Origin of the sequence: Mycobacterium sp. E3198, from assembly GCF_001667015.1 — a bacterium.
In the GTDB taxonomy this organism is placed as follows: Bacteria; Actinomycetota; Actinomycetes; order Mycobacteriales; family Mycobacteriaceae; genus Mycobacterium.
Genome location: NZ_LZIS01000158.1, coordinates 1 through 15885 on the forward strand (window position 1 = coordinate 1; position 15885 = coordinate 15885).

Here is a 15885-nt window from a genome sequence, read left to right on the forward strand (position 1 = left end):
GGTTCGCATCTGCCGCCGGTGTGGCTACCGTGAACACCGTGAGCTGTAACCGGGTCGGCCCACTAATCCGTCAGCGCGTCCACGTGGTAGCGGCTCGCGGTCCAGGGCGGGGTGCCTGGGATCGGCGTGAGCGCGACGGTGACGCGGTCCTTACCCGCGGTGAGCGACCCGGGCACCAGGTAGCTGTCGTCGAGCCAGCGGTGAAAGGCGTTGCTGCGGGGCTGCAGCCAGAGCCCGGCGGGGGTGCCGTCAATGGCAACATCCGCCGCTTGATAGCCCCTCGCCTGGTCCGACGTGCGCCGCAGCACGACGCCGCGGTTGTCCGGGGCGATTGAGACGTCGAAGCTGATGGGTGCGCCGGTGGCGCGCACCAACCCGACGACGGGGCGGGTGTCGTCGTTGCCCTCGTACTGGCTGAGCAGCAGCTGATCGGTGGCGTCGTCGTCGCGGTAGCCGTGCAGCAGCCAGCTGACCGGATCGCCGGCGTAGACGTCGTCGCCGGGCGCGATGCTGTCGTCCGGGTGCGTGTAGAGGAATGCGGTCGAGCTGTAGTCGGGCTGGACCATGTCGCGTTTACCGTGCTCGATGCCGAACCTGAGCGCCGAGTGGTAATCGATGGCTTCGGCGAGCATGAGGCGATAGGCGGCGACGCAGTAGTCCGCGCAGCCGCCGGTAGCCGTGCGCTGGTCGGGTTGTCCGGTCAGCGGGGCGCTGAAGTGCTTGCCGTTCTTGAAATACCAGCCGCCCTCGTAGAAGTCCTCGGTGCCGGTCCCGTACCACTGCGGCGACAGGGCAGCGTCGGTGTACACCCGTTCGGCTCCCTCCAGAAAATAAGGGGCGTCGTCGCTGAACGACGTTTTGATCCGGGAACCGCGGATGGTGTGGCTGACGCCGACGAACTTGCCGTGACCGCGCTCATCGGCGAACAACCAGTCCTGGCCCGGGGCGGTCGGCCCGGCGTGTGAGCGCGCGGTGAAGTAACCGGCGCGGCCGCTGGCCAGTGCGGGCGCCCACTGCGGGTCGGTTGTGGTCATGACGTCGCTGTCGATGGGCGGCGCGGGGTCTCCGGTCGTGTTGACCAGCGTGACGCGGGCGGTGCGGGCGAAAGGCATTGGCCACCATGCCGATAGCGACAGCGACCCGTCGGGTTGCGGAGTCGTGGCGAACATCAGCGACCGCACGTCGTTGGCGCCGAGCCCGGCGCCGAAGAATTCCCCGAGTGGCGCGTCGACCGTGGTTTGGCCGTCGAACTCGATCTGAAGCCGCAACCCGCTCAGCAGCGGATCCGCCGGTTCGGGCAGGTGCAGGCGCAGCGCCGAGATGGTGCCCGGGCCGGCGGGTTCGGCGAGCGTCGCGCCCGCGCCGGCGGGCACCTCGACGACCCGATTGGTGTGCGCCGCTTCCGGGGTCGCCGGTTTGGGGTCGCTGGTGCCCGCGGCGCGGAAGGCGTCGACGACGTCGAGCGCGGGATCGGTGGGCGAGAACGTGGTGACGCCGTCGGCGGTGGAAAACTTGCGGTAGTCGACGTGGTAGTACTCCAGGTGCGATGCGACGCTGATGCGCATCGACCGCCGGTAGGGCATCGGCACCTTGATGTACACGCCGCCCGGCGACTGCGCGGCGTTGGCAACCAGCGGCCACACGAATGGCGCGCCCATCGCGCCGTCGACCAACGATTGCAGCGGTGTGTCCACCACCGTCTGGCCGTCCAACTCGATGCGGATCGCCCCGATCGCCCGCACATTGCCGCCGTCGCGGGTGAACCAGATCGAATCCACCTCTCCGGCACCGCGATCCTCGGCGATCACGCAGCCCGCCCCGCCGGACGCCAGGCACCCGCCGCTGCCGTTCTTGTTGCCGGTGGAGATGTCGAAGTCACCACCGCTTCGATCGAAGCTCGACACCTCCAGGCTTTGTGTGTCTGTGCTCAGATACGGCAACAGATCCAATCGGCGGTAGACGTCCCAGCCGACCGCCCGTTCGGCGGGCGCCGTGACGACGGGTTCGGCCGACGCCGTGGCGGCGACGCAGCCGATCGACGACAGCAGCGCCGCGATCACCACTGCCAGCGCCCTAACCGGGCCGCTTCTGCCGCGCGAGCGGTCGCAAAAGCCCCTTTTCGCGCGGCGTGTCGGGGGCTTTTGTGTCTGCTCGCGCAGGAAACCGCTGTCCCACAAGCCCATTTGACTGGGCACTCTATGCCTTGTCGGCTCTGCCCGTCCCGGCGGCGGCTTGCGCATCGACGTCGCGCGTATAGGTTGAGTGTGTCTGGGCAGAGAGACCGGGTAAATCGATGAACGACTCAACGGACACGGTAAGGGCGGATTTGGCGTGGGTTGCCGCCGATTTCGCCTGTCTGCTCGGTTCGGCTCGCGCGGATGAGCTAGACGCCCCGAGCGTCGGAACCCGTTGGACTAACAGACAACTGCTGTTCCACATGCTGTTGGGCCAGCGGATCACACGGATGGTCATCGTCATCATGGGCGGCTTCTCCCATCTGCCACCCGGAGCGTCTCGAGGCTTTAGCCGCACCCTGACTGCGGCCACCCGCCCGTACAACGAGCTCAACTGGTTTGGTGGTGTCGTCGGCGGACGCATCAACAGCGTCGCGTCGATGCGGCGACAGATGGACCGGGTGACGCGCGCCATCCTGAACTGGTATGACCAAGCCGATACGCAGGCCCTGCACCGTGGAATGACCGTCCCCGCGTCCTGGGACCCTTACTTCACACCGTGGATGGACCGCGCCGACCTGCTCCAATGGGCGCCCAGACATTATCGCCACCATCGCCGGCAGCTCTCGCTGCGTCGGCACGACCCAGGGGTCCCCGATGAGTGACAGGGCGCACCGCGGGCCTGATCCCCGAACGGCGGGCCTGGCCCCGCGTCAAGCAGCCGGTGTCTATGACCGAATCGGGCGGCTTCAAGACACCCAGGTGGTTTTCGAGGGACCGGCGCTGGCGCGGCTGACCGCCGACGGCCGACTTTCCGAAGCCCGCAATGTGGTCGAGATAGGTTGTGGGACAGGTCGATTCGCACGCGACCTGCTCATCAACGTATGCGGTCTGCACTGCCGCTATGTCGGGCTCGACGTGAGCCCGCGGATGTGCCGGATCGCGACCGCCAGGCTGGCGGCATGGTCTGCCCGGGCCCGCGTGATGCACTGGGACGGCACCCTCCCGCTGCCCCTGCCGCCGGCTGCGGCTGATCGCGTCGTGGCGGCGTTCGTCGTGGATCTACTAGCCACCGACTACGCCCGACAGCTGCTGGCCGACACGCACCGGGTCCTCGCGCCCGGGGGCCTGTTGTGCCTCACGAGCCTCGTCCAGGGCACCACGAGAGCCAGTCGTGCCTTCTCTTCGGCGTGGAGCGTCGTGGCCCGACGAGCACCGACCCTGCTGGGTGGGTGCCGTCCCGTCGTGCTGGCGGACCTGATTGATACCGCGTGTTGGGCCGTCCACACCGACATCACGCTGACCGCACGGGGTTTCCCCGCCGGCGTCCTGGTCGCGGAACGCCGGGAGTGAGGGGCAACGATGGTGAGCCAATTCGAGGTGTCCGCGTCGATCGAGATCGCCGCGCCCGCTTCCCGGATCTTCGCCGTCCTCGCCGACCCGAGGCGGCACGTCGAAATCGACGGCTCGCACATGCTGCGACGCTGCCTCGACGGGCCCGACCGCTTGCGCCTCGGTTCGACGTTCGTCGTGGCAATGCGGTTGTGGGGCGTTCCGTACCGGGTGCGCAACCGGGTGGTCGAGTTCGAGGACGACCGCTTGATCGCCTGGCGTCACTTCGAACCGCAGCGGTGGCGGTTTCAACTGGAGCCCACCCAATCCGGCACCCGAGTCACCGAAACCTTCGATTACAGCTATTGGCATCCCGTCGGCCGCCGCCTCTTGGTGGTGCTGGGCTGGCCCCGACGGAACAAGCCCGCCATCACCCAGACACTCGACCTACTCGCAACCGCGGTCCAGACCGACCCCGCCTAACAGCTCACTGGTAGAAGGTCGTCGTCCCGACCCCGCCGGGGCTGTAGGAGACGTACACCGGATGCGCGAGGAAGGGCAGCGCCCCGGTGTTCATGATGTACGGCGACGGCGTCGGGAAGTACGTCCCGTCGTAGATGTAGGAGTACAGCAGCGCGCCGTTGGGGGCATAGACGTACACGGCCGTGCCCGGCACCGCGTTGAGACCCGACGGGATGGTTCCCGAGACGCCGCCGGAATCGATGACCGAGTTGACCGAATACTGAGGGCCCAACCAGCCCAGCGGGCCCGTGCTGATCCCAAGGGTGGCGATCGGAGACCCGGAGAACGTGGCGATGGGGTTCAGGTTCGTCGGCGGCGCGCCGAACTGCAGGTAGGGATGCTGCCCGGTTTCGTTGATCAGCAGGCCCGAGTTGTAGGGCGTCGGCAATGCCTGAGTGGGGATGCTCGGGCCTGGGCCCCCGGCGTTCGGGCCGACTCCCAACACGCCGCTCGCACCGTCTGGAGCGAAGTAGGACTGGAACGTCAGGCCGTGGTTCATCGCCGCCGAGATGGAGGCCGGCCACGCGAAGAGTTCGATGTTGACGGGCGTCCTCGAGGTGACGAGTCCGCCGCCGAAATTCACCGGCGCGTTATACGTCGCGTACAGATAGTTGATTCCGCCGCTGTAACCGCCGATGCCGAAACCGGCGGGCAAGCCCAGCTGAAGGGTTCCCAGTAATCCCCCGGCGTTTTGGAACGGGATGACCAGCCCGGTGGACCCGGTGTCGACCAGCAACGGCACCGGCGCCCCGCCGCCGACGGAGGCGTTCACCAACGGCTCCGCGCCGCCGTAGAGGGTCAGCGGAGCGGTTGCCGTCCCGCCGCTCACGGTGCCGCCGAGGCCTACCGCCGGAGCGGTGGCGATCAGCGGGCGCCCGATCAGAAACTCGGTGGGCCCGTTGATCGCGGCGATGGCGTACTTTTCGACGGTGGCGAGGGGGTCGCTGGCCGCCGGGCTCACTGAATTCAATGCTGCCGCAACGGGAGTGGCGTTGATCGCCGCGGATGCCTGGGCGGGCAGGCCCCGCAGCGCGGCCGACCATGACGTGAGTTGCGACGCCGCTGCCGAAACACCGCCGTGGTAGTCGACCATCGCGGCGACATCCATGGCCCACATCTGCTCGTAGTCAGATTCGGCGGCGGCGATCGCGGGCGCGTTCTGCCCGAACAGATTTGAGACGACGAGCTGCACCAGCTCGTTGCGGTTGGCGCTCACCAACGCGGGATGCACGGTGGCGACGACGGCGGATTCGAACGCGGTGGCGATCGTCTCGGCTTGCGCAGCAGCCGATTGTGCCTGCGTCGCAGCGGCGCTCAGCACCCCGGCGTATTGCGCTGCGGTCGACAGCATCGCCGTCGAGGCGGTCCCCTGCCAGGCCTCGCCGGCCAAACCGGAGGTGATCGACGAAAACGTCTGCGCCGCTGAGCCTAACTCCGCGGCCAACCCGTCCCACGCCGTCGCGGCGGCCAGCATCGGCGCCGAGCCCGCGCCCGCGTACATGAGCGTCGAATTGATCTCTGGCGGTAAGAGCAAAAAGCTCATCCCCGAGTTCCTTCCCCTCCGCGCAGGCCTCGACCGGTACAGCAAACATTAGGAAAAGGCCGGGGCGCGGACCTGAAAATGCGGCTTCCCGCCAACGGAATTCGTGCCTCGCGGCCCCGGCGTCCACGCGAACGCCTGTGCGGGCAGCACTTTGGGCTGCGCGCCGTAGCGGGGCCCGTGGCGTAACCGCCCCGTCCGGCCGAGGCGATAGCCGGCGTACCGGACGGCAGCGGTGCCAAGTTGAGTGGTGTCCTCCGCTGGGGCCGTCCGACCGGAGCCGGCGAGCGTCGTGGGCGCGGTCTCGGCCGGGGCGCCGTCACCAAAGACGATCGAGACAAACAACGGAGTCGTGTCCCGGAGATAGGGACACACAACGGGGTGAAAGCGAATTGTGGCCGCGCGTTCATTCGGTCGGGCCCGTGTTGAGGGCGCCGAATTGGGAGGACCGCCAGGTCCCTGCCGGGCATTCGATGCCAACTGACAGGGATTTTACGGTTTCGTCAATGGTTACCAGGGAAGCCTGAAGACGCACCATCCGGTGCGACCGAAATCAGGAGTTATCACCCACGGTAAAGCGGAAACGGAACCCTCTCATGTTCACCGGCATCACCAGCCACTCCGGCGCCGTCGTTGCCACAATCGCGGTGCTGACCGGCGCCGCATTTTTGCGTTGCAGCGCCGCAGCGGCAGACACAAATCAAGACGACAAGTTCCTGGCACTGCTCGAAAGCGAGAATATCCCCGCCGTCCGGAATGTGCCGAGCCTCATCGCCACGGCGCATATCGACTGTCGCAAACTCAGTAACGGCATGCCGGTGGGCCAATTGGTGGACGAGAAAATCATCGAGGCGTACGGCGCCGACCCGATCGAGCGGCAATACCCGGTCGACCGCCTCGCCCGGACGATGGCGCGATTCATCGCGGCGGCGGTCGGGGCGTATTGCCCCGGGGAGCAAGGCAAGTTGGCTCCCCTGATGGCTGATCCCACGCCGGGTTTGAGGCAGCCCGCCGATCCAGTTGCCTACACAAGGCACCCGGCCGCCTTGGCGAGTTACCGGCTGCGGGGAACGACGACCGTCGGGGTGGTGTGGCCGCAGAACCTGATGGAGGGCGGCGTTGCGGATCCGCCGCAGATTCCGGAGCCCCCGCCGCCGGTTTCGCATCTGCTGGCGCCGCGCGCACCGGTCGCGAAGCCGCCGCCACCGAAGCACCTGCCGCCTCGCCCGCAGCAGCCGCCGCCCCCACCAAAGCAGCCGCCGCCGCCTCCGGCCGCCGGTCCCCTGCCGGGCGGCGCGGGCGGCCCCGCCGGCGGCGGTGTCACCGGCGGTGGCCCTGGCGGTGGCGCTGGCGGCAACGGCGGTGGCGGTGGAGGCACCGGGAACGGGGGCGCCGGCGGCGGTGCCGACGCGGGCCCCGGCTTCGTCAGGCTCGCGCCGTGAGATAGGAACCGACGCGACGATCGCGCCACCGATTGCCCTGGCCCACAACGTGATTGAGGCCGCGCAGGAAGCCTCAGATCACGAGTAAATGGTCGAGGTGTTTTGGTTGAAGTCGACGTACACCGGGTGCTCGGCGAAGATCATGTTCCCGGTGTTCATCAACCCACTCGTGATCGGCGTCGGGAAGTAGTCCTGGTTGTAAACGAACGAATACAGGTCCTTGCCGTTGGCGGAGACCACAATTGTGTCTCCCGGCTGCGCGTTCAGACTCGCCGGAAGGGTTCCTTCCACGCCACCGGAATCGACGATCGATCCGACATTTGAGTACGACGTGGTAGTCATGCCGTGAGTGATCGCAACGTCCAGGCCGGCATTTGGAATCGGCGATCCAGTGATTGTCGTCAACGTTGGAGTGTTTCCCAGTGTCGAGGGGCTACCGAACTGCAGATAAGGACCGGTGGGACCAGTCTGGCTGACACCCGTTTGGTTGATCAGCAGGCCGGAGTTGAACGGCGACGACAGCGCCTGCAGCGGGATGCTCGGGCCGGGGCCGCCGGCGTTCGGGCCAACACCCAGGACGCCGGACGCGCCGTCGGTCGCGAAGAACGACTGGAACGTCAGGCCGCTGTTCATCGCGGACGAGATGGACACCGGCCAGGCGAAGAGTTCGACGTTGACGGGCGTCGGCGCGGTGACGAGGCCGCCGCCGAAATTCACCGGCGCGTTGTACGTGAGGTACGCGTAGTCCAGCCCGCCGCTGTAGCCGCCGATTCCCCCTCCGATCGGTATGCCCATCTCCAGCATTCCCAGCAGGCCGCCGACCTTCGTCATGGGGACGACGAGGCCCGTCGATCCGGTGTCCACCAGCAGCGGCATGCCGGCACCGGGGCCGACGGAGGCGTTCACCAGTGGCTCGGTCCCGCCGAAGATGGTCAGGGGGGCGGTCGCCGTGTTGCCGCCGGTGATCGTGCCACCCAGCGGCGCCGAGGCGCCGCCGCCGATGAGGGGGAAGCCGAACAACAGGGAGGTGGGCGCGTTGATGATGGCGACGGCGTAGTGCTCGGCCTGGGCGACGACGTTGGTCGCCTCGTTCTCGACGCCCCCGAGCAGCCCCACGATGGGGTTGTCGGCCGCTGGGGCGCCCGCGGCCGCGGGGCTGCCGGAGGCCGCGGCCGCCGCCTGGCCCGGCAGGCCCTGGATGGCCGACGCCCAGGACGACAGCTGGGACGCGGCGGCCGAAACCCCGCCGTGGTAGCCCACCATCGCCGACACGTCCTGGGCCCACATCTGCTCGTACTGGGCCTCCGTCGCCGCGATCGCCGGCGCGTTCTGCCCGAACAGGTTGGAGAACACCAGCTGAATCAGCTGACTGCGGTTGGCGGAGACCATCGCGGGGTGCACGGTGGCGGCCAGGGCGGATTCGAACTCGCCGGCCACCACCTGGGCCTGGACGGCGGCCGTCTGCGCCTGCGCCGACGCCGCGCTCAGCACACCCGTGTACTGCGTCGCGGTGGACAGCATCGCCGCCGAGGCGGGCCCCTGCCAGGCGTCACCGGCCAGGCCGGCGGTGATCGAGGAGAACGACTGCGCCGCCGACCCCAATTCGGTGGCCAGCCCGTCCCACGCCGCGGACGCGGCCAGCATCGGCTCGGGGCCGGCGCCCGCATGGAGCAACGCCGAGATGATCTCTGGCGGCGACGTCAGGAAACTCATCCCCCGGTGTCCTTCCCCTCTATCCCACAACCACGTTCCATACCGGGGATGGGCAGCTCACGCCACAGGCCGGTATGCCCGACTCTAGGAAACTCCGGCTCGAAATTCTCGGTATTCACCAAACGTTTCCATGCCGCGCGGCGGCGAGCGCTCGGCCCGCATGCGTCACCGCCGCCGACGGTATGTCAGCATTTGGACATGAATTCACGCAGCCTCGCCCGCATCGTCGGTGTTTCGGCCGTGACGGCGTGGGCGGCGCTGAGCGCGCCTTTCGCCGTCCCGGCCGCGTCGGCCGACCCCTGCACCGACGTCGCGGTGGTGTTCGCACGCGGCACCCATCAGGAGCCCGGACTCGCCAACGTCGGGCAAGCGTTCGTCGACTCGCTGACCTCACAGCTCGGCGGACGGTCCGTCAGCGCCTACGCGGTCAACTACCCGGCCAACGACGACTACCACAACAGCGCGACGGCCGGCTCCAACGACGCCAGTGCGCACATCCAGGACGTCGCCGCCGGCTGCCCCAACACGAAGATGGTTCTCGGCGGGTACTCGCAGGGCTCGACGGTGATCGATCTGGCCAGCCAGACGCTGCCCGCCCCGGTGGCCGACCGCGTCGCCGCGGTCGCCCTGTTCGGCGAGCCCACCAGCGGGTTCTCCAGCATGCTGTGGGGCGGCCAGCCGCTGCCCACGATCAGCCCGGCGCTGGTCGGCAAAACCATCAGCCTGTGCGCCCCCGACGACCCGATCTGCTCCCCGGGCGGCAACATCATGTCGCACATGTCCTACATCGACAACGGGATGGTCAATCAGGCGGCGACCTTCGCGGTCAACAAGCTCGGGCAGGCGCCGGCGCGGCCCCAGAACGGCTAGTTTCGTCCGGTCACGCTTCCGATAGTGCTTAGGTCGGAAGCGTGAAATCCCTCCTTGCGATGTCCCGCGACACCGTCGCGGTTCGGATCTTCCTGGCCGTGGCGCTCGGCGTCGCCGTCGCCGTCACGGTCGGCAACACGGTCGGCTGGCGGTTCGCCCTGATCGGGTGGGTCGTCACCGCCGGCGCCTATGTCGGGTGGACGTGGCTCCTGCTCGCCGGAATGGACGCCGACCAAACCCGCGCCTATGTGACCCGCGAGGACCCGACCCGGTGGGTGGCCGACACGGTCATCGTGTCGGCGAGCGTCGCGAGCCTCGTCGGCGTCGGCTATGTGGTGGCGGCCGGGTCGCACGCCGGCCCCAAAGCCGTACTGGCCGCGCTGCTGGGAATCGCGGCCGTAGCGGCGTCCTGGTTCGCCGTGCACACGCTGTTCACCGTGCACTACGCGCGGCTCTACTACGTCGACGAACCGGGCGGGATCAACTTTCACGACCCTGAGCCGCCGCGGTTCCGGGACTTCGCCTACGTGGCCTTCACCGTCGGGATGACCTATCAGGTGTCGGACACCGAGATCGACCTGACCTCGATCAGGGCGACGGTTTTGCGCCAGGCGCTGCTGTCCTACCTCCTCGGCGCGGTGGTCCTGGCCGTCACGATCAATCTCGTTGCGGGGCTTGGCTCCAAGCTGTAGCGCCGGACTAGTCTGGCCGGTATGGCCATCGAGTCCACCATGCTCGCCCTCGGCACCCCCGCGCCGCCCTTCTCGCTGCCCGACCCGGCCACCGGGGCCACGGTCAGCCTCGACGACCTCACGGGTCCCGCGCTCGTCGTCGCGTTCATCTGCAACCACTGCCCCTACGTCAAGCACGTCGCCGCCGGGCTGGCCGCGCTGGGCCGCGACCTCGCGGACAAGGGCGTCGCGATGGTCGGCATCTCCAGCAACGACGTCGTCACCTACCCGCAGGACGGGCCCGAGCAGATGGTCGCCGAGGCACGCGCTCACGGTTGGACGTTCCCGTACCTCTACGACGAGACCCAGGACGTCGCGCGCGCCTTCTCCGCGGCGTGCACGCCCGACACGTTCGTCTTCGACGGCGAGCGTCGGCTCGTCTACCGCGGCCAGCTCGACGACTCCCGCCCGGGCAACGGCAAGCAGGTGACGGCGGCGGACGTCCGCGCGGCCGTCGACGCCGTGCTCGCCGGACAGCCCGTCGACCCCGATCAGCGGCCGTCGATCGGGTGCGGCATCAAGTGGCGCTGAGCCTCAAGTAATCTGCGCGCCAGGGAATCAGGTGGCCCGCGGGCGGAAGGCTCGGGATATGCGGTTGGTGGTCGATCTCAACAAATGCCAGGGCTACGCCCAGTGCGTGCCGCTCGCGCCCGAGGTGCTCCAGATGGTCGGCGAGGAGGCCCTGGCCTACGACCCCAACCCCGACGACTCCCAGCGCCGGCGGGTGCTGCGCGCCGCGGCGTCCTGCCCCGTGCAAGCCATCATCCTGGAGGTCGATCCGCCGGCCGACCGGGACACCCGATGACGGCCGCCTCGCTCGTCAGCGGGCTCGTCGACGCGTTCAAGGCCGAGGGCCGCATCGTCATCGTGGGCGCGTCGCTGGCCGGCCTGCGGGGGGCGGAAGCCTTGCGGGAGAGGGGCTTTCGCGGACCGCTCACCATCATCGGGGACGAGCCGCACGAACCCTACGACCGGCCGCCGCTGTCCAAGCAGGTCCTCAAGGGCTGGGTGCCTGCCGATCACACGAAGCTGCCCCGCCTGCGTCGGATCGACGCCGACTGGCGGCTGGGCGTGGCGGCGGTGGGCCTGGACCGGTCCAACCGCCAGGTGCTGCTCGCCAACGGCGAGAAGGTCGATTACGACCGCCTGCTGATCGCCACCGGGACCCGGGCCCGCCCGTGGTTCAACGCGCACGAGGCCGCCCTGCAGGGGCTGTTCACCGTGCGCACATGCGACGACGCGGCGCGGCTCGCCGCCGCGCTGCGGGAGCGACCGCGCCGCGTGCTCATCGTCGGCTCGGGTTTCGTCGGCTCCGAAATCGCCTCGGTTTGCCGCGATCTCGACCTTCCGGTCACCGTGGCCGAGCGCGGCAAGGCGCCCCTGACCGGCGCGCTCGGCGGCGTGATCGGCGACATCGCCGCCCGGATGCAGATCGACGCGGGGGTGGACCTGCGGACCGGGGTGGCGGTGGAGGGACTGGACGGCGACGCCGACGGCCACGTCCGCCAGGCCCGGCTCTCCGACGGCACCGTGCTCGACGTCGACGTGGTGGTGGCCTGCCTGGGCTCGATCCGCAACGTCGAATGGCTCGACGGCGCCCAGCTGGCGGCCGGGTTCTGGGGGGTGGCGTGCGACGCCGGGTGCCGCGCCTTCGACATCAACGGTGTGGTGACCGACAACATCTTCGTCGCGGGCGACGTGGCCCGCGCCCCGCACGTCCTCTACGAATACGAGTTCATGTCCCAAGAGCATTGGGACAACGCCGTTTTCGGCGCCGAGGTGGCGGCCAACAACATGATCAGCCTGGAGATGGGACGGCGGCCGCACCTGCCGCTGCCGTCGTTCTGGTCCGGCCAGTTCGGCGTCAACATCAAGAGCGTCGGGGTGTGCTCGTTCGGCGACGAGATCGTGTTCACGCAGGGCTCGCCCGCGCAACGCCGGTTCGCGGCGGCCTACGGGTACCGCGGCCGCATCGGCTCGAAGATGACGGGGCGGTCGTAGCCGGGCGGGGGCGGCGGGAACGGCGCCGACCGCTCGATCAGCGACGCGTAGTACGGCAGCCACTTGCCGTGGTTGAACGTCACCGCACCGACGATGCGGCCGCGGTACCCGTAGGCCCCCGCGAACCGACCGCCATCCCCGACGTGGTGCTGACCGGACACGATCCCACCTCCCGCGGGGCGGAGTTCCGGCCCAGGAGCCGATGATGGACGCCGAAACCGCCTGGGCCGAGGCGATGAAGTTCGAGAACCGCCCCGACCCGTACCCCTTCTTCCGCGAGCTGCGCGAGACGCCGGTGGCGAAGGTTTCCGCCAATACGTACGTCGTCACCGGGTATCGCGAGCTGCTCGCCCTGGCCCACGATCCGCGGATCAGCTCCGACGCCCGCCGCAGCCCCGCGGGCCTGGGCGGCGAAAAGCCCGCTCCCGGAAGCGAACACATGCAGGCTTACGACCGCCTCCCCAGCATCATCGTGTCCGACCCGCCCGATCACGACCGGGCCCGCCGCCAGGTGATGCGCCATTTCGGTCCGCCGCACTCCCCCGACCTGATCCCTGGCATGGAGCCGTTCGTCGTGCGACTCGCCAACGAGATGCTGGACCGGGTGAAGGCCCGCGGCAAGACACGTCTGGACGTGGTGGAGGACTTCGCCTACCCGATACCCGTCGCGGTCATCTGCAAGATCCTCGGCGTGCCGGTCGAGGACGAGCCGATGTTCCACGGCTGGATCTTCGACTTCATGATGGGCAGCGACCTGGGCCCGGAGGGGGCCACCGAAGAGGGCCGGGCCCTGGCCGAGAAGGGCCGCGCCAGCACCGCCGCGTTGCAGGACTACCTGGGCGGCCTGGTGCGGACGTACGCGCAGACGCCGGGCGACGGCCTGCTGTCCAAACTGCTGCACGACGACGGGCCCGACGGCCCGATGTCGGTGCAGGAGGCGACGTCCAACGCCATGCTGCTGCTGGTCGCCGGCCACGACTCCACGGTGAACACGATCACCAATTGCGTGATGACGCTGCTGCGCAACGCCGGGTCCTGGGACCTGATGCGGCAGCGCCCGGAGCTGATCCCACGCGCCATCGAGGAGGTGCAGCGGCTGCAGTCGGCGGTGCAGTTCTTCCCAAGCCGCAGCGCCACCGCGGACATCGAGATCGGCGGCACGCTGATCCCGGCCGGGTCGGCGGTGCACCTCATCTACGCGGCGGCGAACCGGGATCCGCGACGGTTCGACAACCCGGATCGCTTCGATCCACTGCGCCAGGACAACGAGCATTTCGGTTGGGGCAGCGGCATTCACACGTGCATGGGCGGCCCGTTGGCGCGCCTGGAGGTCAACCTGGCGCTGGAGGCCTTCCTGCGCCGCGTCGAGTCCCCCAAGCTGGTCGTCGACCCGCCGCCGTACCGGCACAACCAGGTGTTCCGCGGGCCGCGACACCTGTGGGTGGACTTCGCGGCAATCACCGACTGAACGCTGCTACGGCCCGAGGGTGACAGGGTCGCCGACGCGGATGACGCCCGCCGACAGCACCTCGAAGTACGCGCCGGCGCACGGCTGCGGTCCGTGACCGCCCGTGTTCCAACGATTCTCGGCCGCGGGTATGCGCAGCGCCTGCGGCGCTCGGGGCAACGGCCCGTGCTCAAGCGTCGGCACCACGCACCGCGACGTGGACGTCAGGGCGCGCAGGCGCGCCTCCCCGACCGCGAGTTCCCTTCCAATCCAGTCGGTTTCGGCGTACGGCCGGTAGCCCGGCGGCGTCGCGATCACCACGTTGGGCCGGTAGCGCAGCGCCTCGACACCGACGTGGTCGAGGGTGGCCGTGGTGATCGCGTGCAGCGGGGCCTCGTCGGTGAACGAGTCGCCCGGGGTCGCCTGAGCGATCTCGAGGATGCGGCCGCCGACCTCGGCCTCGGAGGCGTCCAACCCGAGCTCCAGCAATTTCTCCGGTTCCGGGCGTTCCAGCGTCGCGCCGGCAGGCCGCTGCCTGACCAGCCGGACCGTGCGTCCCAGCAGCCGTGACAGCGTGTCGTCGGCGCCGGGGTCGTCGGACGCGAGGATCGTCCCGTCGGGCAGCCGGATGCTCACCCGTCCGGTGTCCGCATTGGCGGTGCACTTCAGCAGCCCGCGCCAAAGCCGCGCCTGTTTGGCGCTGGCCACGTGCCCGGTCTCGGTGTCGATCAGGGCCAGCCGCCGGTCGCCCTCGGCGCCGCCCTCGTCGACGAACAGGCTGTCCACGCTCTCGCCGAGCATCGACTTCACCGGGTACCGGCGCAGGCTTTCGACCCGCAGTTGTTCCTCCACAACCCTTCTCCCGTGAGAGTCCGTTCACGGGAAAGGGTATGCGGTTACGGCGGCCGGCTGCTGGGAGGATCAGTCCGGGCAGTAGGTCGACTCCGCGGCGCTGACCCAGCCGGTCATGTCCGCATACGAGTAACCCTTCGAGACCAGCTGGGAGTGGAGGTCCGCGGCGATCGCATCGGGAGTCTTGCCGGCCATCCGGTCGGCGCAGACCGCGTGCCCCATCGCGATCATGTCGGAGTCACCCCCCGATTGCCACGTGACGCCGAGGTTTTTCAGCTTCGAGAGGTATGCATCGTCGGTGCTGTCGGCAGATGCAATTGCGGTGCTTGCGGTCAGAGCGGCGCCGACCATCACCGGGATAGTCAGTTTGGCCAGCCAGCGAGGTGCAAACATTTCATACCCCTTCTTTTGTTATCCGCGAGTGTGTCGCCAGTATATGAGCGTTCACGATAAACGAATATTAAAAATATCGAAACTTGAAGCGAGCCGATTAGGACGTGACGACGATTGAGTCCTCGCCGGTGCGCCAGGCATTTGTGAAGGCGGCGACGGGAACCTGGGTGTCGGCGTGCTCGGCGGCCGGGTCGTTGAGGTGGACGATTTGCTTGCTGATGTCGATCCCGGTGACGACCACGAAGTGATCGGCGGCTTTGTGCTGGTCGTCGGTGCGCCAGAGGTATGCGTAGTTCACGTACGCGATGATCTTGCGGTTGTCGCTGAGGTAGTGCTCCAGCGCGGGCAGTCCGGTCCGGTCGTCGGGCTGCTCGTCCCAGAACATGGTCGATTTGACGCCGAAGTGCTTGAGCAGGACGACCTCGTCCGCCATCTCGATGCCGCCGTTGCCGTTGGTGTGGCTGGGGTCCCCGCGGGGGACGTAGATGGGGCCCGGGTTGGTCCCCGACGGCGTGTTTTGGGCCAGCTTGATCATCTGGCGCTCGGTCGGGGACTCGCCGGTGACCTCGCCGACGACGTCCGCCACGGCCACCAGACCGCAGTTGTCCTCGAGCGACTGGGCCTGCCAGTACTTGGCCGCCGCGGTGGGGTCGCCGTAGCTGCCGTCGGTGGCCGTCGCCGCCGGGCTTCCCGCGAGTAGGCACGCCACGGCGAGGCACGCGGCCGCCGCTGTTGTGCGCGCCGCGGCTTCGATCCGGTAATGGAACGTGATCACTCGGGCAGGCCAGTCGTCGATTCGAATTGCGTGCAAACGTAGCACTCCCCGGACGCCCTGTCGGCGGAAAATCGCACAGCTGGCTCTCATATT

15 protein-coding genes and 1 pseudogene are annotated in these 15885 nt (G+C 68.7%); 10 read left to right on the forward strand and 6 right to left on the reverse strand.

Going from position 1 to position 15885, the window contains the following annotated elements; translation table 11 throughout:
• Positions 1 to 62: 62 nt before the first annotated feature.
• Positions 63 to 2057: a glycoside hydrolase family 172 protein gene (locus A5673_RS17660; protein WP_369806497.1), complete on the reverse strand. Its 1995-nt coding sequence runs from the start codon at positions 2055 to 2057 to the stop codon at positions 63 to 65.
• A 236-nt stretch (positions 2058 to 2293) separates the two neighbouring features.
• Between A5673_RS17660 and A5673_RS17665 the strand changes: the two genes are divergently transcribed.
• From A5673_RS17665 to A5673_RS17675, 3 genes are all read left to right on the forward strand, one after another.
• Positions 2294 to 2839, forward strand: coding sequence for a DinB family protein (locus A5673_RS17665; RefSeq protein WP_082958805.1), 546 nt, complete (start codon positions 2294 to 2296; stop codon positions 2837 to 2839).
• A 97-nt stretch (positions 2840 to 2936) separates the two neighbouring features.
• Positions 2937 to 3527 (forward strand): class I SAM-dependent methyltransferase, encoded by a 591-nt coding sequence (locus A5673_RS28550; RefSeq protein ID WP_197518413.1) that lies wholly within the window; start codon positions 2937 to 2939, stop codon positions 3525 to 3527.
• A gap of 9 nt (positions 3528 to 3536) precedes the next feature.
• A complete protein-coding gene (locus A5673_RS17675; RefSeq protein WP_068235024.1) occupies positions 3537 to 3989 on the forward strand; it encodes an SRPBCC family protein in 453 nt (150 codons plus the stop codon).
• 4 nt (positions 3990 to 3993) lie between these two features.
• Here the strand turns inward: A5673_RS17675 and A5673_RS17680 are convergent, their stop codons facing one another.
• Positions 3994 to 5571, reverse strand: a complete 1578-nt coding sequence (locus A5673_RS17680; protein WP_082958807.1) for a PecA family PE domain-processing aspartic protease — start codon at positions 5569 to 5571, stop codon at positions 3994 to 3996.
• 593 nt (positions 5572 to 6164) lie between these two features.
• Here A5673_RS17680 and A5673_RS17685 point away from each other — a divergent pair.
• Positions 6165 to 7010, forward strand: a complete 846-nt coding sequence (locus tag A5673_RS17685) for a DUF732 domain-containing protein (protein WP_068235029.1) — start codon at positions 6165 to 6167, stop codon at positions 7008 to 7010.
• Between the two features lie 78 nt (positions 7011 to 7088).
• Here A5673_RS17685 and A5673_RS29185 read toward each other — a convergent pair whose 3' ends face one another.
• A complete protein-coding gene (locus A5673_RS29185) occupies positions 7089 to 8723 on the reverse strand; it encodes a PecA family PE domain-processing aspartic protease (protein WP_068235031.1) in 1635 nt (544 codons plus the stop codon).
• A gap of 198 nt (positions 8724 to 8921) precedes the next feature.
• Between A5673_RS29185 and A5673_RS17695 the strand changes: the two genes are divergently transcribed.
• From A5673_RS17695 to A5673_RS17725, 6 genes and pseudogenes are all read left to right on the forward strand, one after another.
• Entirely contained in the window at positions 8922 to 9593 is a 672-nt protein-coding gene (locus A5673_RS17695; protein WP_068235033.1) for a cutinase family protein, read from the forward strand.
• A 59-nt stretch (positions 9594 to 9652) separates the two neighbouring features.
• On the forward strand, positions 9653 to 10285 hold the full coding sequence (locus tag A5673_RS17700) for a DUF1345 domain-containing protein (protein ID WP_068235036.1): 633 nt from the start codon (positions 9653 to 9655) through the stop codon (positions 10283 to 10285).
• 21 nt (positions 10286 to 10306) lie between these two features.
• Positions 10307 to 10855: a thioredoxin family protein gene (locus A5673_RS17705; RefSeq protein WP_068235039.1), complete on the forward strand. Its 549-nt coding sequence runs from the start codon at positions 10307 to 10309 to the stop codon at positions 10853 to 10855.
• 58 nt (positions 10856 to 10913) lie between these two features.
• A complete protein-coding gene (locus tag A5673_RS17710; protein ID WP_068235041.1) occupies positions 10914 to 11129 on the forward strand; it encodes a ferredoxin in 216 nt (71 codons plus the stop codon).
• Positions 11126 to 12522: pseudogene (locus A5673_RS17715) on the forward strand (NAD(P)/FAD-dependent oxidoreductase); the annotation flags it as partial. The gene A5673_RS17710 and the pseudogene A5673_RS17715, both read left to right, overlap by 4 nt.
• An 8-nt stretch (positions 12523 to 12530) precedes the next feature.
• On the forward strand, positions 12531 to 13793 hold the full coding sequence (locus A5673_RS17725; protein WP_068235123.1) for a cytochrome P450: 1263 nt from the start codon (positions 12531 to 12533) through the stop codon (positions 13791 to 13793).
• Positions 13794 to 13799: 6 nt separating this feature from the next.
• Here A5673_RS17725 and A5673_RS17730 read toward each other — a convergent pair whose 3' ends face one another.
• From A5673_RS17730 to A5673_RS17740, 3 genes are all read right to left on the reverse strand, one after another.
• A complete protein-coding gene (locus A5673_RS17730) occupies positions 13800 to 14624 on the reverse strand; it encodes an MOSC domain-containing protein (protein ID WP_068235046.1) in 825 nt (274 codons plus the stop codon).
• A gap of 69 nt (positions 14625 to 14693) precedes the next feature.
• The gene (locus A5673_RS17735; RefSeq protein WP_068235049.1) at positions 14694 to 15017 is read right to left on the reverse strand and encodes a DUF732 domain-containing protein; all 324 of its coding nucleotides are present in this window, start codon (positions 15015 to 15017) and stop codon (positions 14694 to 14696) included.
• A 97-nt stretch (positions 15018 to 15114) separates the two neighbouring features.
• Positions 15115 to 15792: a C39 family peptidase gene (locus A5673_RS17740; RefSeq protein WP_156748331.1), complete on the reverse strand. Its 678-nt coding sequence runs from the start codon at positions 15790 to 15792 to the stop codon at positions 15115 to 15117.
• Positions 15793 to 15885: the final 93 nt, after the last annotated feature.

Bases quoted from the DNA above. Each gene is read 5' to 3' on its own strand.
- A5673_RS17675 (WP_068235024.1), top strand. From the start codon at position 3,537: ATGGTGAGCCAATTCGAGGTGTCCGCGTCGATCGAGATCGCCGCGCCC.
- A5673_RS29185 (WP_068235031.1), bottom strand. From the start codon at position 8,723: ATGAGTTTCCTGACGTCGCCGCCAGAGATCATCTCGGCGTTGCTCCAT.
- A5673_RS17710 (WP_068235041.1), top strand. From the start codon at position 10,914: ATGCGGTTGGTGGTCGATCTCAACAAATGCCAGGGCTACGCCCAGTGC.
- A5673_RS17695 (WP_068235033.1), top strand. From the start codon at position 8,922: ATGAATTCACGCAGCCTCGCCCGCATCGTCGGTGTTTCGGCCGTGACG.
- A5673_RS17665 (WP_082958805.1), top strand. From the start codon at position 2,294: ATGAACGACTCAACGGACACGGTAAGGGCGGATTTGGCGTGGGTTGCC.
- A5673_RS17725 (WP_068235123.1), top strand. From the start codon at position 12,531: ATGGACGCCGAAACCGCCTGGGCCGAGGCGATGAAGTTCGAGAACCGC.
- A5673_RS17705 (WP_068235039.1), top strand. From the start codon at position 10,307: ATGGCCATCGAGTCCACCATGCTCGCCCTCGGCACCCCCGCGCCGCCC.
- A5673_RS17685 (WP_068235029.1), top strand. From the start codon at position 6,165: ATGTTCACCGGCATCACCAGCCACTCCGGCGCCGTCGTTGCCACAATC.
- A5673_RS17735 (WP_068235049.1), bottom strand. From the start codon at position 15,017: ATGTTTGCACCTCGCTGGCTGGCCAAACTGACTATCCCGGTGATGGTC.
- A5673_RS17700 (WP_068235036.1), top strand. From the start codon at position 9,653: ATGTCCCGCGACACCGTCGCGGTTCGGATCTTCCTGGCCGTGGCGCTC.
- A5673_RS17680 (WP_082958807.1), bottom strand. From the start codon at position 5,571: ATGAGCTTTTTGCTCTTACCGCCAGAGATCAATTCGACGCTCATGTAC.